21 protein-coding genes are annotated in these 20,800 nt (G+C 56.8%); 11 read left to right on the top strand and 10 right to left on the bottom strand.

All coding sequences use genetic code 11. The annotated features are described in order from the left end of the window. The first annotated feature begins 179 nt into the window (after positions 1–179). Positions 180–479, top strand: coding sequence for a hypothetical protein (locus HMPREF1487_RS09285; RefSeq protein WP_010796376.1), 300 nt, complete (start codon positions 180–182; stop codon positions 477–479). A 50-nt stretch (positions 480–529) separates the two neighbouring features. Here HMPREF1487_RS09285 and HMPREF1487_RS09280 read toward each other — a convergent pair whose 3' ends face one another. Continuing rightward, entirely contained in the window at positions 530–823 is a 294-nt protein-coding gene (locus HMPREF1487_RS09280; RefSeq protein ID WP_010796375.1) for a hypothetical protein, read from the bottom strand. A 517-nt stretch (positions 824–1,340) separates the two neighbouring features. On the opposite strand from HMPREF1487_RS09280, the gene HMPREF1487_RS09275 reads away from it, so the two are divergent. The 3 genes from HMPREF1487_RS09275 to rfbD all read left to right on the top strand — a co-directional run bounded on the left by HMPREF1487_RS09275 (position 1,341) and on the right by rfbD (position 4,029). Next, on the top strand, positions 1,341–2,015 hold the full coding sequence (locus HMPREF1487_RS09275) for a 3-oxoacid CoA-transferase subunit A (RefSeq protein WP_010796374.1): 675 nt from the start codon (positions 1,341–1,343) through the stop codon (positions 2,013–2,015). After that, a complete protein-coding gene (locus HMPREF1487_RS09270) occupies positions 2,012–2,656 on the top strand; it encodes a 3-oxoacid CoA-transferase subunit B (RefSeq protein WP_010796373.1) in 645 nt (214 codons plus the stop codon). Before HMPREF1487_RS09275 ends, HMPREF1487_RS09270 begins: the two co-directional genes overlap by 4 nt. A 494-nt stretch (positions 2,657–3,150) precedes the next feature. Next, entirely contained in the window at positions 3,151–4,029 is an 879-nt protein-coding gene (rfbD, locus tag HMPREF1487_RS09265) for a dTDP-4-dehydrorhamnose reductase (RefSeq protein ID WP_010796372.1), read from the top strand. Between the two features lie 115 nt (positions 4,030–4,144). Here the strand turns inward: rfbD and HMPREF1487_RS09260 are convergent, their stop codons facing one another. The 3 genes from HMPREF1487_RS09260 to HMPREF1487_RS09250 all read right to left on the bottom strand — a co-directional run bounded on the left by HMPREF1487_RS09260 (position 4,145) and on the right by HMPREF1487_RS09250 (position 6,715). Continuing rightward, a complete protein-coding gene (locus tag HMPREF1487_RS09260; RefSeq protein ID WP_010796371.1) occupies positions 4,145–5,143 on the bottom strand; it encodes an LLM class flavin-dependent oxidoreductase in 999 nt (332 codons plus the stop codon). Beyond that, entirely contained in the window at positions 5,140–5,574 is a 435-nt protein-coding gene (locus HMPREF1487_RS09255) for a winged helix-turn-helix transcriptional regulator (RefSeq protein ID WP_010796370.1), read from the bottom strand. Before HMPREF1487_RS09255 ends, HMPREF1487_RS09260 begins: the two co-directional genes overlap by 4 nt. A 160-nt stretch (positions 5,575–5,734) precedes the next feature. Next, the gene (locus tag HMPREF1487_RS09250; protein ID WP_010796369.1) at positions 5,735–6,715 is read right to left on the bottom strand and encodes an aldo/keto reductase; all 981 of its coding nucleotides are present in this window, start codon (positions 6,713–6,715) and stop codon (positions 5,735–5,737) included. 196 nt (positions 6,716–6,911) lie between these two features. On the opposite strand from HMPREF1487_RS09250, the gene HMPREF1487_RS09245 reads away from it, so the two are divergent. Beyond that, positions 6,912–7,337, top strand: a complete 426-nt coding sequence (locus HMPREF1487_RS09245) for an OsmC family protein (protein ID WP_010796368.1) — start codon at positions 6,912–6,914, stop codon at positions 7,335–7,337. A gap of 348 nt (positions 7,338–7,685) precedes the next feature. Here HMPREF1487_RS09245 and aroE read toward each other — a convergent pair whose 3' ends face one another. Together aroE and hemF are read right to left on the bottom strand one after the other, a co-directional pair. Further along, positions 7,686–8,510, bottom strand: coding sequence for a shikimate dehydrogenase (gene aroE / locus HMPREF1487_RS09240; protein WP_010796367.1), 825 nt, complete (start codon positions 8,508–8,510; stop codon positions 7,686–7,688). A 35-nt stretch (positions 8,511–8,545) separates the two neighbouring features. Continuing rightward, the gene (gene hemF / locus HMPREF1487_RS09235; RefSeq protein WP_112297975.1) at positions 8,546–9,460 is read right to left on the bottom strand and encodes an oxygen-dependent coproporphyrinogen oxidase; all 915 of its coding nucleotides are present in this window, start codon (positions 9,458–9,460) and stop codon (positions 8,546–8,548) included. 132 nt (positions 9,461–9,592) lie between these two features. On the opposite strand from hemF, the gene HMPREF1487_RS09230 reads away from it, so the two are divergent. Both HMPREF1487_RS09230 and HMPREF1487_RS09225 read left to right on the top strand, forming a co-directional pair. Next, complete coding sequence (locus HMPREF1487_RS09230; RefSeq protein WP_010796365.1) at positions 9,593–10,579, top strand: NADPH:quinone reductase; 987 nt, start codon at positions 9,593–9,595, stop codon at positions 10,577–10,579. A 70-nt stretch (positions 10,580–10,649) separates the two neighbouring features. After that, positions 10,650–14,300 (top strand): PAS domain S-box protein, encoded by a 3,651-nt coding sequence (locus HMPREF1487_RS09225; protein WP_010796364.1) that lies wholly within the window; start codon positions 10,650–10,652, stop codon positions 14,298–14,300. A 29-nt stretch (positions 14,301–14,329) separates the two neighbouring features. Here the strand turns inward: HMPREF1487_RS09225 and HMPREF1487_RS09220 are convergent, their stop codons facing one another. From HMPREF1487_RS09220 to HMPREF1487_RS09210, 3 genes are read right to left on the bottom strand one after another with little or no spacing between them, the layout of a single operon-like run. Beyond that, a complete protein-coding gene (locus tag HMPREF1487_RS09220; protein ID WP_010796363.1) occupies positions 14,330–14,884 on the bottom strand; it encodes an L-threonylcarbamoyladenylate synthase type 1 TsaC in 555 nt (184 codons plus the stop codon). Between the two features lie 51 nt (positions 14,885–14,935). After that, the gene (gene dprA / locus HMPREF1487_RS09215) at positions 14,936–16,051 is read right to left on the bottom strand and encodes a DNA-processing protein DprA (protein ID WP_010796362.1); all 1,116 of its coding nucleotides are present in this window, start codon (positions 16,049–16,051) and stop codon (positions 14,936–14,938) included. A gap of 54 nt (positions 16,052–16,105) precedes the next feature. Then, positions 16,106–17,131: a LysM peptidoglycan-binding domain-containing protein gene (locus HMPREF1487_RS09210; protein WP_010796361.1), complete on the bottom strand. Its 1,026-nt coding sequence runs from the start codon at positions 17,129–17,131 to the stop codon at positions 16,106–16,108. 143 nt (positions 17,132–17,274) lie between these two features. Here HMPREF1487_RS09210 and def point away from each other — a divergent pair, with 143 nt between their 5' ends. From def to HMPREF1487_RS09190, 4 genes are all read left to right on the top strand, one after another. After that, positions 17,275–17,787 (top strand): peptide deformylase, encoded by a 513-nt coding sequence (gene def, locus HMPREF1487_RS09205; protein WP_010796360.1) that lies wholly within the window; start codon positions 17,275–17,277, stop codon positions 17,785–17,787. A 123-nt stretch (positions 17,788–17,910) separates the two neighbouring features. Further along, positions 17,911–18,855, top strand: a complete 945-nt coding sequence (gene fmt / locus HMPREF1487_RS09200; protein WP_010796359.1) for a methionyl-tRNA formyltransferase — start codon at positions 17,911–17,913, stop codon at positions 18,853–18,855. Further along, the gene (gene rsmB, locus HMPREF1487_RS09195) at positions 18,852–20,159 is read left to right on the top strand and encodes a 16S rRNA (cytosine(967)-C(5))-methyltransferase RsmB (protein ID WP_010796358.1); all 1,308 of its coding nucleotides are present in this window, start codon (positions 18,852–18,854) and stop codon (positions 20,157–20,159) included. The genes fmt and rsmB overlap by 4 nt, the downstream gene beginning before the upstream one ends. Positions 20,160–20,171: 12 nt before the next feature. After that, positions 20,172–20,486: a tetratricopeptide repeat protein gene (locus tag HMPREF1487_RS09190; protein ID WP_010796357.1), complete on the top strand. Its 315-nt coding sequence runs from the start codon at positions 20,172–20,174 to the stop codon at positions 20,484–20,486. A 13-nt stretch (positions 20,487–20,499) separates the two neighbouring features. On the opposite strand, the gene HMPREF1487_RS09185 is transcribed toward HMPREF1487_RS09190, so the two are convergent. Further along, a complete protein-coding gene (locus HMPREF1487_RS09185; RefSeq protein ID WP_010796356.1) occupies positions 20,500–20,766 on the bottom strand; it encodes a PilZ domain-containing protein in 267 nt (88 codons plus the stop codon). Positions 20,767–20,800 lie beyond the last annotated feature (34 nt).

The raw sequence follows: 20,800 nt of genomic DNA, 5'->3' as shown, positions 1-20,800 counted from the left end.
ATCCGTTCGAAAAGACAGTCCAGGCACTTGAGCTAACGGCCTGTGGCTTTAGCACAAACCCATGCTTATTTACATGAACCTGCTCACAGCTCTGCACGGCAGCTCCCCATTTTCTTCGGAGCGCGCGTAGGATTTCAGGATGCAGTTAACCTGCCTGACTGCTTGAAAAGGAATTCAGCATGAAATGCCCCCACTGCAAACAAAGCATCAGCGCCTTCCACGCTGCAGTCTTCGGTCCGCCTGAGTCGGATGGAAGCCGATTATGTCCCGAATGCCACAAACCCTTTACCTTGAAGCTTGATGTGTTCAGAGCTATCCCAGCAGCAGCCAGCGGTGCCGCCGCCGCCCTGTTGATTGCCTTCAGAATTCCCTATGTCGGCTTTCTTCTGGGTGCCTTCGTCCTGGTATTTTCGCTATATCTGACCTCAATGCGCCTGACCAAACCTGCATCGGCTGAAGAAGAGGCGGTTTCACCATGAGCGTCCGGCTGCCACATCAGGCGGGCAGCCCAGAAAGGAGAGGGGGTACGTCAGGACTTGGGCATGCCTTCCAGCATGTACTTCTCAAGCTCGACCCGGCACGTAAGGCGGGTGCAGGCAAAAACCCGGTCATTCCAGTCGGCCAGTTCCGGATAGTCATTCTGTTCGAGCGTATCCAGAAAGCCCTTGAGGCGGTATGCCTCGCTTGCGCCAAGGCGCATCAAATCAAAGCCGTGACTGATCGCAACGATCTGCAGCAGCTCGCTGACTCGCTCACCCCAAAAGACATGCTGCTCTTTGGGTACAAAACGTCCAATACTGGGCGCGGAGTGAAGATAGCTCATTCAGTGTTTCCTGAAGAATATTCATTCAAATCCCTTGTGTTGATAGCGTTAGCGCGAAAGCCGAATTTCCTGTGGCCTCTTTAATAAGTCGACACAGTAAAAGGAAACTTTAGGATCACAATGTTTTTTGCTTAACCGATTCTCCCATGTTCAGGAATGATTCAGATTTCCCTACAATACCGTGAATTAGTGCACACAAATATTTGGTTAACCTAATCGCCAATGCTTGACCTAGAGCCTTTTGCCATCATCGCATTTGTGTAAGTCATTAAAATGACCAGCGCTGTGCCGGTTAATTCTCCAAAGGCCGTATTGAAATGCTGAGATGGCCTACTTGCCTTACAACGGCGTACTAATACGGGTGACGATCGATAAACGCACATATGAAGCGTTTTGTGTCCGATTATCGGACACAACCACCTTTTTCAAGGGATGCAATCGCATATGCTCGGTGCATGCGGCTTACCTCCTCGGCTGGTGCATGAGCAACAGCGAGACCCTTGAATGAGGACATATAATGATCAACAAGATTGTCGAGAGCCTGAGCCAGGCGGTGGAAGACATCCACGATGGTGCCATCGTGATGATTGGCGGCTTCGGCCCATCCGGACAGCCTTCTGAGCTGATTGATGCGTTGATAGCGCACGGTGCGAAAGATCTCACCATCATCAACAACAATGCGGGCAATGGCGATGTAGGCCTGGCAGCCCTGCTCAAGGCAGGTCAGGTTCGCAAAATCATCTGTTCATTTCCACGTCAGACCGACTCCTATGTATTCGACGAGCTTTACCGTGCCGGCAAAATTGAACTGGAGTTAGTGCCGCAGGGCAATCTGGCCGAGCGTATCCGCGCTGCGGGTGCCGGTATCGGCGCCTTTTTCACACCGACCAGCTACGGCACGATTCTGGCCGAAGGCGTGGAAACACGCGAAATCAACGGCAAGCACTACGTTATCCAATATCCCATTCATGCCGACTTTGCTCTGATTCGCGCGGACCGTGCCGACCGTTGGGGCAACCTGACCTACCGCAAGGCTGCCCGCAATTTTGGTCCCATCATGGCGACGGCCGCAAAGACTACCATCGTGCAAACCCGTGAAATCGTGGAGCTGGGCGAGATCGATCCGGAAATCATCGTTACGCCAGGCATTTTTGTGCAACGCGTCGTTCGTGTTTCAGGAGATCAGGAATGAACAGACTCAACCGCAACCAGATCGCTGCCCGAGTCGCCCAGGACATCCCGGAAGGAGCCTACGTCAATCTGGGGATTGGACTGCCGACGCTAGTGGCCAACCACCTACCGGCTGACCGCGAAATTTTTCTGCACAGCGAGAACGGCATACTAGGCATGGGTCCGGCGCCAGAGGAGGGCAAGGAAGATTCTGATCTGATCAACGCTGGCAAGCAGCCTGTCACCCTGCTGCCAGGCGGTGCGTTTTTTCACCATGCGGATTCGTTTGCAATGATGCGCGGCGGCCATTTGGATATCTGCGTGCTCGGCGCTTTCCAGGTATCCGTCACAGGCGATCTGGCCAACTGGCATACCGGCGAGCCTGATGCGATTCCTGCCGTAGGGGGTGCCATGGACCTTGCAATAGGTGCCAAGCAGGTCTTTGTCATGATGGATCTCATGACCAAAGCCGGGCAAAGCAAGCTCGTCGAGCACTGTACCTACCCGCTGACGGGCGTAGGCTGCGTATCTCGTGTGTATACCGATCTGGCTATTTTCGATATTGCTAACGGCCGCGTGTATGCCAGCGAACTCGTCGAAGGCCTCACACTTGAAAGTCTTCAGGAAATGACTGGCCTTGCACTGGTACAGAAGCCGGTTTGACCCTTATCAAAGAAGAGCGGCCTTGCCATGGAACTCACAAGCCTCAAGGTACTAGGCCCGCTTCTTCTGCCAACTTCATGGCCTTTCAACAGCCTCTGTAAAGGTTTGTCTGTCTTGAAACAACTTTGCTGACAAACCGTCACAAAGGTGTGTTAGTGTTCGCCGACTAAGCACGCTGTTATTGGCACGTTTTATGACCAATCTCCTTTTCTGGCTGCCCACGCCGCCATAGCGCTCCGCCCCGCCTCTGGCCTTGCCCGTATAGGCAGGCACACTATCGCCCTGGTTTTTTATAAACTGCGGTGCTCTGTTTTTTCGCTTTATTTAAAGTTTGCTTAACTTTTAAACGCGTTCAACATAGCGACCATCACATTGATTTATTGTTGGGCAATAATTGAGCATCAGTCGCTCATTATTAAACCAACCACTATCGGGTTCTTAATCAACTAGCTCACTGCTTTTGGGTTAATGCCGCTCGATCAGGCTGGAGAAGTATGAAAATTTTAATTACAGGTCGAAGCGGTCAGGTCTCTCAAGCGCTGCAAAGAAGCCTTAAAACCGATCATGAACTTGTTGTTCTGGGTCGTGATGCCATGGATCTTGCAAATGAAGAGGCCATTCGTGAAACCGTTCGACGTGTGCAGCCAGACCTGATTATCAATGCTGCTGCGTATACGGCTGTGGACAAGGCCGAGACCGACGCCGAGATGGCTTTCAAGGTAAACGCAGAGGCACCGCGGATTCTGGTGGAGGAGGCTGTGGCACGGGCCATTCCGTTCATCCACTATTCGACCGACTATGTATTTGATGGTGACAAGAACGAGCCCTACAGTGAAGAGGATGCCACCCACCCCACCAGCGTGTATGGCGAAAGCAAGCTGGCTGGCGAACAGGCGGTTCAGGCCGTAGGCGGACAGTATCTGATTCTGCGAACCAGTTGGGTTTACTCCCAGGATGGTCACAACTTTGTTCGTACCATGCATCGCCTGCTGCAGGAAAAAGACGAATTGCGCGTTGTAGATGATCAGATCGGCATACCGACTTGGTCCGATACGATTGCCTCAGCCACTAGCCACATCGTAGATCGCATTACCATGGGCAACCCAGGCCCCTGGGGTATTTACCACCTTACCTCGACAGGCAAGACATCCTGGTTTGGCTTTACCGAAACGATCGCTCAGAAACTTGAAGAGCAAGGCCGTTTACGTGCCCGGCTTTATCCTATTGCCACGTATGAGTATCCCACTCCAGCGAAACGTCCAGCTAATTCACGAATGGATTGCTCACGTATTCAGACTAACTGGGGCGTGCAATTACCCGAGTGGAAAGAAGCCTTCGAACAGTTCTGGCAACAGAACTTTGCAGATAAATAGCCCGCTAATAAAGTAATATTAACTTAATAGCTGATTGATATCTCTTTAGAATGCGCTGATATCAGTATTATTAGTTTAACGTTATGAAAAAGGGCGCCATAGCGCCCTTTTTATATCAGCCTTTAAGTTCGGCCAGAATCTGATACGATTTGAGTCGATCAGCATGTTCATACACATCGCAGGTGAAAATCAATTCATCAGCGTCGGTCTTCTCAAGCAGCAAATCGACCCGCTCGCGTACCTTGTCCGGCCCACCAATAATCGCCATGCCCAGCATGTTCAGCACAGCGTCTTTTTCATGGGGCAACCATTCAGGACTCATGTTTCGAACCGGCGGGCGAAGCACCAGGCTTTGGCCACGCATCAATGCCAGGACGCGCTGATAAACCGTGCTTGCCAGGTAATTGGCTTCCTCGTCGCTGTCTGCAGCAACCAGCGGAACACCCAGCATGACATAGGGCTTGTCCAGCACCTCGGAAGGGCGGAAGTTTTCACGGTACAGACGAATCGCTTCATGCATATAGCGTGGCGCAAAATGGGATGCAAAGGCATACGGCAAACCTTTGGCAGCCGCCAGCTGAGCACTGAACAGGCTCGACCCCAATAGCCAGATCGGTATGTTGCTATCGACACCCGGCACGGCGATTACCCGCTGTTCTTCCTGTCGTGGACCCAGAAAGTACTGCAGCTCCTCTACGTCGGAAGGGAAGTCATCGGCGCTTCCCAAACGATCGCGACGCAGCGCATGGGCGGTCATCTGATCGGACCCGGGCGCACGGCCAAGCCCCAGATCGATACGGCCCGGATACAGAGCATCCAGCGTGCCGAACTGCTCGGCCACAACAAGAGGGGCGTGGTTGGGCAGCATGATGCCACCGGAGCCGATGCGGATCGTGGATGTACCACCCGCCAGGTATCCGAGCAGAACGGCCGTGGCTGAGCTGGCGATACCGTCCATGTTGTGATGCTCAGCGACCCAGAATCGGTTATAGCCCAGCCGCTCCGCATGGCGAGCAAGGTCGAGTGAGTTGTGCAGAGCCTGGGCCGCGTTGCCATCGTCCCGTACCGGCGCCAGGTCCAGAACGGAAATGGCAGTGTCTTTGAGTTGAGTCATGCAGAAGTCTCCTCGTTAGCCGCGGCAGGCTCTTCAATTTGCCGCTGCCGCACGGCCAGATCGTAGGTATCGCGCGCCTGCTGAATGATCGGCTGCGATTGAGCGGCCCAATCGGCCAAGGCTCTGATGGGAATGACCAGGCTTTGCCCGATCCCGGTCAGGGCGTATTCCACCTGGGGCGGCGTTGAGGGAATGACCGTTCGGGTAATCAATCCATCGCGCTCCAGGTTGCGCAACGTGACGGTCAGCATTCGTTGGGAAATGCCATCGATCTGACGCTTGAGTTCATTGAAACGCAGTGGTCCGCTGTCCAGCTTGAAAACAGCCAGTACCGACCAGGCATCGCCTACACGGTCCAGCACATCACGGATAGGGCAGTCGTGGTTTTTCAGTCGGCGGCGCCCGGTAGCGGACTTGTTAAAATCGTCCATGGCAACCTCGCTGAGCGTGATTACATCAAGAAACTCACTTTACGCCTTTAAGGCAGTTATTAAAAGTAACCTGGCTCTTTTTAGTGACTATGAAACCGATAGGGTGAGGTAATGGCGCGGTCTTTCCGGTACGACAGGTGTCGTACCGGAAAGACCGTGATCAGGCAAAACCGACCACACCATGAGGGACGTAAGGTTCCTCAAGGCGGGCGATCTCTTCGGCGGTCAGGTTGAGCGAGAGGGCGGCCACAGCGTCTTCGAGGTGCTGCGGTTTGGACGCACCAATGATGGGTGCACTGATGCCCGGTTTTTGCACAACCCAGGCCAGTGCCACTTGTGCACGCGGTACGCCACGCTCGTTGGCAATCTCGGCCACACGCTCAACCACACGGCGGTCGGCATCGGCCGTATTGGCATACAGGCTCTTGCCAAACTCGTCACTCTCAACGCGTGCGCTGCTGGTATCCCAATCTCGGGTCAGCCTTCCACGTGCCATGGGGCTCCAGGGAATGACCCCTATGCCTTCGTCACGGCAGAGCGGCAGCATTTCGCGCTCTTCTTCGCGATACAGCAGGTTCACATAATTCTGCATGGTGACGAAACGGGTCCAACCATTTCGATCCGCCACATGCAGAGCTTTGGCGAATTGCCAGGCGTACATGCTGGACGCACCGATATGCAGCGCCTTACCCGCCTTTACTACATCGTGCAGCGCTTCCATGGTTTCTTCGATGGGCGTTTCATAATCCCAGCGGTGGATCTGGTACAGGTCCACGTAGTCAGTGCCCAAGCGCTTGAGGCTGGCATCGATACTGGCAAAGATCGCCTTACGTGACAGGCCGCCCACGTTGGGCTTGTTGCGCATCGGAAAATAGACCTTGGTGGCCAGCACAATCTCGTCACGCTGGGCAAAATCCTTCAGCACCCGACCGACGATTTCCTCACTGGTACCATCGGAATAGGCGTTGGCGGTATCAAAGAAGTTAATGCCCATGTCGAGGGCTTTCTTGAATAGCGGGCGACTCTCTTCTTCGCCCATCGTCCATGGATGATTACCACGTTCAGGCACGCCGTAGGTCATACAGCCCAGGCACAGCGGAGAAATTTTCAGGCCCGTAGACCCGAGGTTCTTATAGTCCATGACGACTCCTTGAAATGAATCAGACCGGAGAAAAGGCAGGTCATAGGCTGACCACAACCCTGGCCATTTGCTCCGGCCTTTTTACCTTACCCTGATGAACACCACCTGTACGCCTTACGTTTCGCCGCACCCTCCAACGAACTTTGCCCAGCATCCGATTTCACATATAACTCGAGTCATTCACAGGAGAGGAACCATGAAAAAGACAGCATCTGCTGTATGGCAAGGTGGTTTGAAGGACGGTAAAGGTACGATTTCCACCGGCAGCGGCGCGCTGAAGGAAAATCCCTACGGTTTCAACACTCGCTTCGAAGACCAGCCCGGCACTAACCCTGAGGAGCTGATTGGCGCAGCGCATGCGGGCTGCTTCTCCATGGCCTTTTCCATGATGCTGGGAATGGAGAACTTCACAGCCGAGCGTATCGAAACCAAGGCAGTGGTTACGCTCGATAAAGTAGGCGAAGGCTTCGAAATCACGACGATTGATTTGACCATGTCGGCCAAAATCCCAGGCATCGACAACGACCAATTCCAGGCCATCGCCAACAAGGCGAAGGAAGGCTGCCCGGTCTCCAAGGTACTGAACGCCAAGATCAGCCTGGATGCCACATTGCTGAACTGATATTCAACTCAGTGCCTGGCTACGCTGCCGGGCACTGGTTGCCGCAAATACCTTCCAGCGTCCTTCTTCAAGCGTAGATAAAGACAACATGAAGCCTGTGTATATCTCCCCAATTACGCACAGGAATTGAATCTTATCCACATCGCTATAGCAAACTCTATTGCTACTTCGTCTTAATACGCCTGTCTTTTGCCTTCAAGCCATAAATCCTGTCAGTCAAAAAAGGCCTGCTGCAATATCCATTTTCAGCGTGGATAATGTTCGGATCGTTTTGTACAGGCATTACTTATCCACATGTGTCAGCAGCAGGTCTCTTAATAAAGCTATCCAGAGGACGCAATGCTCTAATCAGGACGCCGCTAGCTGCTGTCTGAGTTCATGCAATACCGGGCCGCTCTCCGGCCGTATGCCGCGCCAAAGGTAAAATGCTTCGGCAGCCTGCTCAACTAGCATACCCAGACCATCCAGGGCTTGTACTGCGCCGTGTGTGGTTGACCAACAACAGAAGGGCGTTGGCTCCTTGCTGTACATCATGTCGTAAGTAACGGTTACCCCAGCGCGGACCAGGGCAGGGGTGATAGGGGGAACATCGCCGGAAAGGCTGGCAGCAGTGCCATTGACGATCAGGTCGAACGGCTCCGCCTCAAGGTTGAACGCTGCCGCCTCGATCATTCCCAGCGCTGCAAATTCACGCGCCAGTTGTATGGCCTTGCTCTCGGTCCGATTGGCAATGACCAGAGCGGCAGGCCGCTCCGCCAGGATAGGCTCCAACACGCCACGTACGGCACCACCAGCGCCCAGGATGAGGATACGCTTGCCAGTCAGGGACAGGCCTGCATTTACCGTCAGATCACGAACCAGTCCGGCACCGTCAGTGTTGTCACCCAGAAAGGTCCCGTCTTTCCGCTTCTTTAGCGTATTGACCGCACCGGCACGTCGGGCACGCTCAGTCAGCTCATCGGCAAATCGAAAGGCATCCTCTTTGAACGGGACCGTCACATTAGCGCCTGCCGCATTGGCAAAAAACTCACGCGCGCTGCGCTCGAACTCGCCAAGCGGCGCAAGCCAAGTGTCGTAGCGCATGGCCTGTCCTGTCTGCTCGGCAAAGCGGCTATGAATGGCAGGCGACTTGCTATGGGCGACAGGGTTGCCAATGACGGCATAACGGTCCATGAGATGTCCTTGAAGCAAAGATCAATGGGTCGGTATCAGGTATCAGCCAACCAGTCACGGTCGGTCAGGAAGTACTCGGTCAAACGAGCCTCTTCGCTACCGGGCGCCGGCTTCCAGTCATATCCCCAACGCACGATGGGTGGCAGGGACATCAGGATCGACTCGGTACGGCCTCCCGATTGCAGACCGAACAGGGTGCCGCGGTCATAGACCAGGTTGAACTCCACGTAGCGGCCGCGACGATAGGCCTGGAACTCGCGCTGTGCTTCGGTAAAAGGCTCGTTCCGACGACGCTGTACAATCGGCAGGTAGGCGTTCAGGTAGGCATCGCCAATAGCCCGCAGAAAGGCAAAGCTGGTCTCGAAGTCCCACTCGTTCAGATCATCGAAGAACAGGCCACCGATTCCACGCGGCTCGTTGCGATGCTTGATCTGGAAGTAACGATCACACCAGGCTTTGTAACGCGGGTAGACGTCTTCACCGAATGGCGCACAGGCATCCCGTGCCACCCGGTGCCAGTGGATACAGTCTTCCTCGTTACCATAATAAGGCGTCAGATCCAGACCGCCACCAAACCACCAGACCGGTTCTTCACCGTCTTTTTCAGCGATGAAGAAACGCACATTGGCGTGGGAGGTGGGTACATTCGGGTTTTCAGGGTGGATCACCAGCGAGACGCCCATGGCCTCGAAACTACGACCTGCCAGCTCAGGACGATGGGCGCTGGCCGAAGGCGGCATGCTGTCGCCGTGGACATGAGAAAAGTTCACACCGCCTTTTTCGATGACGGCACCTTCACCAATCACACGCGTACGACCACCGCCGCCGGTAGGGCGTGTCCAGGCCTCCTCCATGAACCGGGCATGACCATCCTCCGCTTCCAAGGACTGGCAGATGCGATCCTGTAGATCGAGCAGGTATGCCTTTACGGCTTCGATTCGGTCTTTCACGGTCATCACCTGGAGTAGGGCAGGGTAAAGAAAGTCCTGAATCATACCACCGGAGGGTGCTTTGCCGGTTGACGCAGGCCTCTGCAAGGGATTGGATTAAGGTTCAGCCACTATTCTTACAAGGAAATCCCCATGGCAAAACGTATCCAGTTCAGCCGCACCGGCGGCCCGGAAGTGCTCGAATATGTCGATTTCACACCTGCCGAACCAGGGCCGAACGAGGTACGTGTCCGCAATGAGGCCATTGGACTCAACTTTATCGATACCTACTACCGGGGCGGCCTGTATCCCCTTGGTACTTTGCCATCCGGGCTGGGCAGTGAAGGCGCAGGGATTGTCGAGGCCATCGGCAGTGGCGTAACGCGGTTCAAGGTTGGAGATCGGGTTGCCTATGCCACCGGCCCGCTGGGCGCCTATGCCGAAGTCCACACCCTGCCGGAGCGTAATCTGGTTCACCTGCCTGCAAGCGTCAGCTTTGAGCAGGCGGCAGCGGTCATGCTCAAGGGGCTGACCGTCCAGTACCTGCTGCGCCAGACCTATCGTGTCGAAGCGGGCGAAACCATCCTGTTTCATGCCGCTGCGGGCGGCGTCGGCTCCCTGGCCTGTCAGTGGGCAAAATCGCTGGGTGTGCGCGTGATCGGCACGGTGGGCTCTGCGGCCAAGGCCGAACATGCCCGTCGCCTGGGCGCCTGGGAGACAATCAATTACAAGGAAGAGGATATCGCCAAGCGAGTCCTTGAGCTGACCAATGGCAGGAAGTGTCCGGTCGTTTATGACAGTGTCGGCAAGGATACCTGGGAGGCGTCGCTGGATTGCATCTCACCGCGTGGCCTGATGGTCAGTTTTGGAAATTCGTCTGGCGCTGTGACAGGGGTCAACCTGGCGATCTTGAACCAGAAAGGCTCGCTGTTTGTCACACGTCCGTCCCTGGCAGGCTATGCCGATACGCCAGAACGGCTGCAATCCATGGCAGACGAACTCTTCGGCCTGGTCGCCAACGGTACGCTCAAGATCGAGATCAACCAACGCTACCCGTTATCCGAAGCCGCCCAGGCGCAACGTGCCTTGGCAGGCCGTGAAACAACGGGGTCAACCGTTCTGATCCTGGAACGGTCATAATTGCAGGAAAGGAGGCAAGCCTGGCTTGCCTCCTCCGTAGTACCGCTGATTTGGAGCCTGTGTCGATCGTATGCCTCATCAAGCCCTCCTCGCTGCGATCCTCGACAGCGCTACGGATTACGCCATCATTACCACGGACCTGGACGGGCGACTGACCAGCTGGAATGCCGGTGCCCAGACGCTGTTCGGCTGGAGCGAGGCCGAGGCAGTCGGGAAGACCGTCGAGTTCCTGCTCAACGCCGAAGACCTCATCGGTCCCATTCTTCATCAGGAACGGCAAACGGCCCGAGCGAAAGGTCATGTGAACAGCCAGCGCTGGTATGTACGCCGCGACGGCACGCAGTTCTGGGGAAGTGCGCGAACCGTACCGCTCATGAAAGACGACCTTCATCTCGGCTTTCTGCTGACCCTGCGGGATCGAACCCAATCCCTGCATACCGAGCGCGACCGCGATCATCTGACTGACACGCTCAGCCGCCGCGTGACCCAGCTCAAGGCATTGGCCGAAGCAACGCGGGCGATTACCTCGGCGCCCGACATGAAAACCACCGTGGACGCCATTACCGAGCAGGCCCGCCTGATCGTTGGGGCTCACCAATCCGTAGTCAGCATGACCCAGGGTGAAGACTGGAGCCAATCCATCACCAGCGTGTCGCTTTCCGAGAAATACGCGAAGTGGCGCCATCTCGACGCCCTGCCCAGCGGCGGTGGCATCTATGCCATGGTCTGCGAGACCAATCAGCCCGTGCGCATGACCCAGGCCGAGTTGGAAGCGCATACGCGCTGGAAGAACTTTGGCACCTATGTCAATGAACATCCACCCATGCGCGGTTGGCTGGCGGTCCCGTTGATCAGCCATCAGGGCACCAATCTGGGTCTGATCCAGCTTTCGGATAAGTTCACGGGTGAGTTCGATGAGGCGGACGAAGCCATTGTGGTGCAGTTGGCGCAGTTCGCGTCGGTCGCCATCGAAAAGGCCAGGGCACAGGATCGACTTCACCAAAGCCAAGCCCGGCTACAGCTCGAAAGTGGCTTGCTGACTAGCGTCCTGGAGCAGGCCCCTCTGGGTATTTCCATCTCCGAAGCGGGCACCGGGCGCTCATTGATGCTGAACAAGCAGATTCAGAACCAGCTTGGCATTACACCGGGCGGGGAGAGTCTGCATCGCTACAAGCATCTGGGAGCGGTTCATTCTGATGGCCGACCCTATGCCATTGAGGACTACCCGACGGTACGAGCGCTTTCCTCTGGAAATCCCATACCACCGGAGCCCATGATCTATCGGCGCGCGGACGGGACCGTTCGCACATTTGAAGTTTCCAGCGCGCCCGTGCGTAATTCCGAAGGCGAGGTCATCGCCTCGGTGACTGTTTCCATCGATATCGAAGATCGGCTTCAGGCTGAAGCCACTCTGCAGGACCGTACCAACCGCTTGTCCACGTTGATCAACCAGGCTGCGGTCGGTATCTGCCAGACGGACCTCAACGGCACGATCGTGCTCGTCAATGCACGCTACTGCGAGATTCTCGGGCGCTCCGAAGAAGAGTTGATCGGCAGTAATGTCGATGCACTGACGCATCCGTCAGATCGCCAGACCAGCAAGGTGCTGACCCAGCAGATGTTCAAGACGGGGGAGTCCTATCTGGTCGACAAGCGCTATATGCGGCCGGATGGCTCCCATGTCTGGACCAGCTTGCACGTCTCGCTGGCCCACGACGCAGAGGGCATGCCTCAGTATGTCAGTGCCGTGGTTGTGGACATTACCCAACGCAAGCAGGCCGAAGCGTCGCTGCACCTGTCCAACCAGCGGTTCCGCGCCGCGGTCGATGCGGTTCAGGGGGTGCTGTGGACCAATAACGCCAAGGGCCGCATGATTGGAGAACAGCCAGCCTGGAGTGCTCTGACGGGCCAGACGTATGAGGAATATCAGGGCACGGGCTGGACCCGCGCGCTGCATCCCGAAGATGCGCCTCGCTCGCTCAAGCGGTGGCGTGCTGCTCTACGTGGACGCAAGACCTTTCACGACGAACAACGCGTGCGTTGCCAGAACGGCAAGTGGCGGATCTTTTCGGTCCGGGCGATCCCGGTCATTGAAGAGGGCGTCATTGTCGAATGGGTAGGCGTACACACAGACATCACCGAGATTCGCCAGGTCGAGCAGCGTTTGCGCCAGCTGAACGAAACCCTGGAGCAACGGGTTGCCGAACGAACCGCCGAACGCGACCGCACCTGGGCACTGTCTGACGATCTCTTGGGTGTGTTCGCGCGTGAGCGCTGGCAAAGCCTGAACCCGGCCTGGACGCGCCAGCTGGGCTGGTCCCAATCGGAGCTGCTGGCATTTGAGCCTTCCCGTCTCGAGTATCCCGACGATCCATCGCCCACACAGCATTTTCGACAGCTCCCGATCGGCGAGACGATCAATGGCCTTCGCAGCCGCTACCGAGCCCGCTCAGGCGAATGGCATTGGATCGATTGGAAGGCCACGGCCGATAAGGATGGACAGGTTTATGTCTTTGCGCGGGATGTCACAGCTGAAGTGGAGGCGGCGGTCATGCTCAAGCAGACCGAGGAAGCCCTACGCCAGTCGCAGAAGATGGAAGCGGTCGGGCAACTCACCGGCGGTATTGCCCATGACTTTAATAACCTGCTGACTGGCATTATTGGTTCGCTTGAAATCATGAAACGCCGAATTGGCAGCCAGCAGCTTCAAGGGCTGGAGCGCTACATGGAGGCCGCCAGTGTCTCGGCTCATCGTGCTGCCACATTGACGCAGCGCCTGCTGGCCTTTGCTCGTCGCCAGACACTCGATCCTCAGCCCATCGATCTGAATGCCCTCGTCACTTCGCTGGAAGATCTGGTCCGGCGAACCCTCGGCGAGCACATCGAAATCATCACCCAGCTGCATCCCCATCTCTGGCATGCCCTGTCGGATACCAACCAGCTGGAAAACGCCCTGTTGAACCTGGTCATCAACGCGCGCGACGCAATGCCTGACGGGGGCACTTTGGTACTCAAGACAGGTCATTTTTTCAATGAGGCAACCCATCCGCTGGAAGATCTGAATCCAGGTCACTACGTCACGCTAACAGTACGGGACAGCGGTACCGGTATGAGTCCGGAGGTCGTAGCCAAGGCCTTCGACCCGTTCTTTACTACCAAGCCCATCGGGCAGGGCACAGGCCTGGGTCTGTCGATGATCTATGGTTTCGTCAAACAGTCCGGCGGCCATGTCACCTTGCAAAGCGAAGTAGGGCAAGGCACAACGATTACCCTGTATTTCCCCCGTGCACTTCAAGCCGAGTCTCTGGATCAAGAGGAAGTCGAAGCAGTCGTAGCGCCAGGAAACGGCGAGTCCATTCTGGTCGTGGGTGATGACTCGGCCGTTCGCCTGCTCGTGGTCGAAGTACTCAATGAGTTGGGGTACGCGGCCCAGGATACTCACCATGCACATGAGGCCCTGGCTATCCTGGAATCCGACGCGCCGGTGGATCTACTGATTACCGATGTAGGGCTACCCGGCATGAGCGGTACGCAACTGGCCGAGCGGGCACGAGCGTCACGTCCGACATTGAAGATTCTCTTCATGACCGGCTATGCGGGCGAAGCCGTCCAGCCCAAGGGTAGTCTGACCGAAGGTACCGACATAATCGGCAAGCCTTTCCTGATCGATGAGCTGGCCAACCGGGTCCGTCATATGCTTGTTGACGAACCCCAGAGCTGACTATTTAGCCATAGAGGTCAGCTCTACTATCAGGGACGAAAGACCTGACCTGTTTCCAGATCGCGGATAACGCTGGGGCTTCTGCGACCACCCAGCGCACCGCCCAGCACGGCGTCCAGCTCTCCGGAAAAATACTGCTCAACCTTAAGCCGTGAACGGGCGGCCGGACGTCCCGCCGGGTTGGCGGAGGTAGAAATGATCGGGCCGCTCAAGGCACACAGTTCACGCACCAGAGGGTGGTCAGTCACACGCAACGCTACCGTTTGATGCACACCCGTCACCCAGCCCGGCAAGCGGTTCTGGTGCGGTACCAGCCAGGTATTGGGCCCTGGCCATGTGCTCGACAGTTTGTCCTTCCATTCCTTGGGCAGATCATGCAGCAGGAAATCGAACTGCCTGATGTTGTCGGCCACTACAATCAAACCCTTTTCCAGCGGGCGCTGCTTGATACGCAGCAACCGATAGACCGCAGCCGCATCCCAGGGATCACATCCCAGGCCCCAGACTGCCTCGGTCGGGTAGGCGATTACACCGCCGTGACGTATGACGTGAGCAGCATATTGAACGCGCCAGCAGCTGAGCATCGGTTCACTCCTGTCCATAAAAAGATCACGAGTTTAACCGAGACTGACCCGTCACGCTCGATAGACCCAAAGTCCATTTTCACGGGCCACACGGCCATCCAGCTCAAGCTCCGTCAGCTCGGCCAGCAAATGAGAAACCTCGTAACCGCTGAGCTGGGCAAGCGTCTCGCTGTTTTGGGGGGAAGCCCTCAGCACGTCCAGCAAAGGATGCGTTTCACGTGGAACATCTGCTGGTTCGGGCTCATTCATCAAGGGCAGGGACGACTGTCCAAACGGTGCCTGCCACCCTCTGAGCGATTCCAGAATATGTTCGATACTCTCGACCAGTTGCGCCCCCTCACGGACCAGCTGATGGCAGCCACGTGCGCCTGGATGGTGAATCGAGCCGGGAATGGCAAACACTTCACGTCCTTGCTCTGCTGCCAGCCGCGCTGTGATCAGGGAGCCACTCGAAGGACTCGCCTCGACCACCAGTACACCGAGTGATAACCCGCTGATGATACGGTTACGCCGCGGAAAGTTGGCGGCGTTGGGTGCTGCATCCAAGGGTAGCTCTGACACCAGCGCGCCACCGTGCTCGACAATACGACGAGCCAGGCTGATATGGCGACGAGGATAGAGTCGCTCAAGTCCTGTGCCCAATACGGCAATCGTAGCACCGCTGGCTTCCAGTGCACCTTCGTGAGCCGCTCCATCGACGCCGAGCGCAAGGCCGCTGGTTACGCAGAAACCTGCCGCCGCAAGGCTCTTGGAAAATCGGCGAGCGTTATCAAGCCCATAGGCACTCGCCTGGCGGCTGCCGACCAGGGCGAGCTGGGGCCGCTCCAACAGTTCCACGGCTCCCGCTACATAGAGCAGAGGTGGCGCCCCCTTGGTTTCGGCCAGTAATGCGGAATAGCGAGGATCATCCCAACACACCAAGTGGTGATGTTCACTTTCCAGCCAGGCGAGAGCATGGGCTGCACGTTCACGGGTTTCAGCGGTACGGCGGGCGTCTGCGCAGACGCCCGGAATACCCAATGCCTGCCAGGCGGAAGCCGGCGCACTGAGCGCTGCCGAAGCACTGCCAAAGGCATGAATCAGATGGTGAAAGCGGCGCGGACCAATCTCAGGGAGGTTATGCAGACGCAGGCGGGCTTCAAGCTCCGCCGGGGAAGAAAACGACATACGATCATCCTTGATCGTGGCGCACCCCTTGAAAGGCTGCGCCAGTGTGACTATTTAGGGATTACGGACCTTGTCCAGAACCGAGAGCTGACGAGTCGCATTCAGGACCAGGCCATAGCTGAGCTTGTCATAGGTGCGAAAGATCATCAGCAGACCAGAGCGCTCGTCGGGCACCTTGACGTTATCACCCGTTACCCGGTCGCGTACGGTTTCGCCGGTCTTGTAGACAGCCAGTACGTTGCCTTCGACCAGCCCGTCACGCATACCCTTGTTGATGATGACCACATCGAACTGGCCGATCTGGGTAACACCACGCGGAACATCAAGAATGATTCCGTTGATGTCCCTGTCGGGTGCACTGGGCATAAAGGTCGAGTTGACGACACGCTGCTCGGTGGGGAACAGGCGATCGCCCAGGCGAACCTCTTCATTGGAGCGGCTGAGCACCAGCGTGGTCATGTCGCCTTCAGAGGTCACCTTGTCGCCGCTACCGATATAATCGGCGTTGATGCCCAGAAATTCTTCAGTCTGGGGATCTTTATACGCTTTTCCCTGCCGATAAATACTGTAGGCAGGCTGGTCCTCGGTGAAGTGACCACGTGCGTAGACTCGATCACCGGCGCCACTGACAACACGCTCGGCATTGCCGGCCACGATATAGGGGGCGTTCCTGAATTGATTGGCATCATCGATCACACGGTTCGACAGCAGGAAGCTGTTGATGGCCTCCAGCGGAATCGTCGGTATCGCTTCGGCAATCGGTGTCGACCGGATGGTAGGCGACAGTTTGATCGTGCCACGGGACTCGCCACGGTTGAGCATCAGCCGAGGCTGCCCGTCCACGTAGACAAGACTCAGTCTATCGCCGGGATAGATCAAATGCGGGTTTTCGACCTGTGGGTTGGCATGCCATATTTCTGGCCACTGCCAGGGCTTGCTCAAAAATTTGCCGGAAATATCCCAAAGGGTATCGCCGCGCACCACCGTGTAACTGTCTGGATGCCCCTGGCGCAGCTGTACGTCGGCCTGCACCCAACTGCTAGCCGCCACCAGCAACAGGGCGAACAACGATTTCCTCATCCGGTGAATCCCTTTACTATGTGCAATATGCAAAAAAACCCTGAGGGAATACCCCAATCACTCCCTGGCGGGGCTGTTAAATCAACGCTGCTGCATCTTAGCAGTGCCTTTCGAATTTATTCCACACGTGCTTCACACACATCATGGCCCTTTTAAATATCCTAGAATTCCCTGATCCCCGCTTGCGTACTATCGCCAAGCCGGTTGCGGAGGTGGACGATGCCCTTCGTCAGGTGATCGATGACATGTTCGAAACCATGTACGAAGCACCTGGCATAGGATTGGCCGCTACCCAAGTCAATGTTCACAAGCAGCTGATCGTCATCGATATCAGTGAAGACAAGAGTCAGCCGCTCGTGTTCATCAACCCCAAACTGGAACCCCTGACCCAGGATCTGGGCGAGTACCAGGAAGGCTGCCTGTCCGTGCCGGGCTTCTATGAGAAAGTAGAGCGGCCCGAGCGCGTCAAGGTGAATGCCCTTGATCGTAACGGCGAGCCGTTCGAGATGATCTGTGAAGGTCTGCTGGCTGTGTGCATCCAGCATGAGGTCGACCACCTCAACGGTAAGCTGTTTGTGGATTATCTGTCCTCGCTCAAGCGTGACCGCATCAAGAAAAAGCTGGAAAAGCAGCACCGTATCCAGCAGAACGCCTGATTGCTCTGAAAAGGCCTGCAGCAGCAGGCCTTTTTCATTCTGGTGCCAAGACCTCTATCCTATGCAAGACTCGTCTTTATAGTAGCGAGCAGTTGCTGCCTTGTACTGATCCATGAGAGCCCCATGACTCAACCGTTACGTATTGTCTTTGCTGGTACACCAGAATTTGCCGCCCGCCATCTGCATGCCTTGTTAAGGGTAGGCTACTCGATAGCCGCCGTGTATACACAACCTGACCGTCCAGCCGGACGAGGGCAGAAACTGGCGATGAGTCCCGTCAAGCAGCTGGCGGAATCTCACAATATTCCGGTGTATCAACCTCAGACGCTACGCAACGCTGATGCACAGGCAGAGCTTGCAGCCCTTAAGCCTGATCTGCTGATCGTCGTAGCCTATGGGTTGATTCTGCCTCAAGCTGTCCTGGATATTCCGCGCCTGGGCTGCATTAACAGCCATGCCTCGCTGTTGCCTCGCTGGCGAGGGGCTGCGCCAATTCAACGTGCCATCGAAGCGGGCGATACCGAAACGGGCGTCACGGTCATGCGGATGGAAGCGGGCCTGGATACCGGTCCCATGCTGAGCAAGGTAAGCACACCGATTACCGCCGAGGACTCTGGTGGCAGCTTACATGATCGTCTCGCCTTACTCGGCGCAGAAGCGGTTGTCGAAGCCATTCCTGCGCTGGCAGCCGGTACGTTGCCAGACAAGCTGCAAGATGATGCCTTGGCAACCTACGCTCATAAGCTTAATAAGGAAGAAGCCAAGCTGGACTGGAGTCGTCCTGCTGTCGATCTGGAACGGCTGATTCGTGCCTTCAACCCATGGCCGTTATGCCATAGCACCTTGGCGGGAGAGGGCGTGAAAATCTACGCAGCAACAGTGGTAGACGGTAACGGACAGCCAGGTGAGATTCTGGAGGCCAGCCGTGAAGGCTTACGAGTTGCCTGTGGTGAAGGCGCGTTGCTGTTAACGCGTATACAGTTTCCTGGCGGTAAACCGCTCGCGTTTGCTGACTTGCTCAATGCCCGCCGTGAGCGCTTTGCCGAAGGTCAGGTACTTGGCTTATGAGTCTTAATCCCCGTCTTGCTGCGGCTCGGGCACTGGCTGCCGTACTGGCAGGCCGCGCCTCGCTGGGCAGCAGCCTGCCAGCTCAACAGGACAAGGTTGATCCACGAGATCGGGCGCTGGTGCAGGAGCTAGCTTTTGGCACCGCTCGCTGGCAACCCCGGTTGGCTCTGTTGGCCGAGAAGCTGTTACAAAAACCGTTCAAGGCAGCGGACCGCGACGTGGAAGCGCTGCTGCTGGTTGGTCTGTATCAGCTTTTTTACACCCGCGTGCCTGCCCATGCAGCTTTAGGTGAAACAGTAGGCTGCGCGGACAAGCTTAAAAAGCCTTGGGCAAAAAGCCTGCTCAATGCAGTGCTGCGCCGTGCCCAGCGCGAAGGCGAAGATCTGCTGGCAGGTCTTGAGCGTGATCCGGCGGCCCGGCTGTCGCATCCGCGCTGGTTACAGAAAGAACTCAAGGCCCGCTGGCCGGAGCAGTGGGAAGCGATCTGCCACGCCAACAATTTGCATCCGCCGCTTATGCTGCGGGTAAACCATCGCCTGGGAACGCGCGATGCCTACCTGGCTGAACTGGTCGCCGCAGGTGTTGAGGCCGAAGCCTGCGCCTACAGCGAGGACGGTATTCGCCTGGTGGTCGCTCAGGACGTTAAAACCCTGCCGGGATTTGCCGAGGGACGCGTCAGCGTTCAGGATGAAGCTGCGCAGCTGTCAGCCCTGCTACTGGAGCTGGCCCCGGGTCAACGTGTCCTGGATGCCTGCTGCGCACCGGGCGGCAAGACGTGCCACATCCTTGAGCGGGAAGAGCGCTTGGCCGAAGTTGTGGCTATCGATGCCGAAGAGGCGCGTCTCGCCCGAGTACGTGAAAACCTCAGCCGCCTCAATCTTTCTGCCACCTTGATTGCGGCGGACGGCCGCGCAGTAGATAACTGGTGGGACGGCAAACCGTTCCAGCGTATTCTGCTCGACGCACCCTGTTCAGCCACAGGCGTCATCCGTCGTCATCCCGACATCAAGCTCACCCGCAAGCCCGAAGACATCCCAGCCCTGGTCCAACTGCAGGCCGAACTCCTGGATGCACTCTGGCCCACGCTGGAGGTGGGAGGCATTCTGCTGTACGCCACGTGCTCGGTAATGCCGGTCGAAAATACCGCCAACATCGGCGCGTTTCTAGCCCGAACACCGGGTGCTCGAGAGCTGGATATTCCAGCCCCCTGGGGAATCAAACAGCCCCACGGGCGGCAGCTACTTCCTCAGGAAAATGGCCACGACGGGTTCTACTACGCCAAGCTGATCAAGATCGCCAAATAAGAGGAAATGCCCATGCTCGAATCATTGGAAAAGATGTTGGCCAAAGGCATGGATAACCCCATGTTGCGTTTCGGGCTGGGCAAGGGCTATCTGGATGCCGGAAATGCCGCGCAGGCCGCTATACACCTTCAACGCTGCGTAGAGCAGGATGCCACTTATTCGGCCGCCTGGAAGCTGCTCGGCAAGGCCTTGGAACAGCAGGGAGACAGTGAAGGTGCCCGCGCGGCCTGGCAGTCAGGCCTGACTGCTGCGCAGACCAAGGGCGATAAGCAGTCGGAAAAGGAAATGACGGTTTTCCTGAAGCGTCTGGACAAGAAGAAGGGCTAAGCCAACGCCTGGCTTACCCTCGTAGAAAGCGAAAGCCTGCACCGAGCGCATCCACACGCATCAACTCCATGTCGACAACAGGTGCCTCGATGGGCAGGTCCAGCACCTGTCCCTGTACCCGCGTCCCCACAGGCCACTCCGTCAGCGTCTCGTGCTGCACATAGACGCCACCGTCGGAAAGGTCACGCGTCTGGCAGATCAGCTCGCCAAAGTCCGGGTGCGTAATGCGCAACCGGCACTTCATGGCTACACGGGGGTGGCGTCTCTGATTGATACCCATCAGGCTCTCCTACTTACTGCTTTTCCGTCTGTCA

Source organism: Pseudomonas sp. HPB0071 (genome assembly GCF_000478505.2).
Lineage (GTDB): Bacteria > Pseudomonadota > Gammaproteobacteria > Pseudomonadales > Pseudomonadaceae > Chryseomonas > Chryseomonas luteola.
Note: the sequence above shows the minus strand (reverse complement) of the source record. Positions and strands in the feature narration are given on the sequence as shown.

What these genes read in the sequence shown, in the direction of transcription:
- HMPREF1487_RS09285 (WP_010796376.1), top strand. Translation starts at nt 180, where the DNA reads ATGAAATGCCCCCACTGCAAACAAAGCATCAGCGCCTTCCACGCTGCA.
- HMPREF1487_RS09280 (WP_010796375.1), bottom strand. Translation starts at nt 823, where the DNA reads ATGAGCTATCTTCACTCCGCGCCCAGTATTGGACGTTTTGTACCCAAA.
- HMPREF1487_RS09275 (WP_010796374.1), top strand. Translation starts at nt 1,341, where the DNA reads ATGATCAACAAGATTGTCGAGAGCCTGAGCCAGGCGGTGGAAGACATC.
- HMPREF1487_RS09270 (WP_010796373.1), top strand. Translation starts at nt 2,012, where the DNA reads ATGAACAGACTCAACCGCAACCAGATCGCTGCCCGAGTCGCCCAGGAC.
- rfbD (WP_010796372.1), top strand. Translation starts at nt 3,151, where the DNA reads ATGAAAATTTTAATTACAGGTCGAAGCGGTCAGGTCTCTCAAGCGCTG.
- HMPREF1487_RS09260 (WP_010796371.1), bottom strand. Translation starts at nt 5,143, where the DNA reads ATGACTCAACTCAAAGACACTGCCATTTCCGTTCTGGACCTGGCGCCG.
- HMPREF1487_RS09255 (WP_010796370.1), bottom strand. Translation starts at nt 5,574, where the DNA reads ATGGACGATTTTAACAAGTCCGCTACCGGGCGCCGCCGACTGAAAAAC.
- HMPREF1487_RS09250 (WP_010796369.1), bottom strand. Translation starts at nt 6,715, where the DNA reads ATGGACTATAAGAACCTCGGGTCTACGGGCCTGAAAATTTCTCCGCTG.
- HMPREF1487_RS09245 (WP_010796368.1), top strand. Translation starts at nt 6,912, where the DNA reads ATGAAAAAGACAGCATCTGCTGTATGGCAAGGTGGTTTGAAGGACGGT.
- aroE (WP_010796367.1), bottom strand. Translation starts at nt 8,510, where the DNA reads ATGGACCGTTATGCCGTCATTGGCAACCCTGTCGCCCATAGCAAGTCG.
- HMPREF1487_RS09230 (WP_010796365.1), top strand. Translation starts at nt 9,593, where the DNA reads ATGGCAAAACGTATCCAGTTCAGCCGCACCGGCGGCCCGGAAGTGCTC.
- HMPREF1487_RS09225 (WP_010796364.1), top strand. Translation starts at nt 10,650, where the DNA reads ATGCCTCATCAAGCCCTCCTCGCTGCGATCCTCGACAGCGCTACGGAT.
- HMPREF1487_RS09220 (WP_010796363.1), bottom strand. Translation starts at nt 14,884, where the DNA reads ATGCTCAGCTGCTGGCGCGTTCAATATGCTGCTCACGTCATACGTCAC.
- dprA (WP_010796362.1), bottom strand. Translation starts at nt 16,051, where the DNA reads ATGTCGTTTTCTTCCCCGGCGGAGCTTGAAGCCCGCCTGCGTCTGCAT.
- HMPREF1487_RS09210 (WP_010796361.1), bottom strand. Translation starts at nt 17,131, where the DNA reads ATGAGGAAATCGTTGTTCGCCCTGTTGCTGGTGGCGGCTAGCAGTTGG.
- def (WP_010796360.1), top strand. Translation starts at nt 17,275, where the DNA reads ATGGCCCTTTTAAATATCCTAGAATTCCCTGATCCCCGCTTGCGTACT.
- fmt (WP_010796359.1), top strand. Translation starts at nt 17,911, where the DNA reads ATGACTCAACCGTTACGTATTGTCTTTGCTGGTACACCAGAATTTGCC.
- rsmB (WP_010796358.1), top strand. Translation starts at nt 18,852, where the DNA reads ATGAGTCTTAATCCCCGTCTTGCTGCGGCTCGGGCACTGGCTGCCGTA.
- HMPREF1487_RS09190 (WP_010796357.1), top strand. Translation starts at nt 20,172, where the DNA reads ATGCTCGAATCATTGGAAAAGATGTTGGCCAAAGGCATGGATAACCCC.
- HMPREF1487_RS09185 (WP_010796356.1), bottom strand. Translation starts at nt 20,766, where the DNA reads ATGGGTATCAATCAGAGACGCCACCCCCGTGTAGCCATGAAGTGCCGG.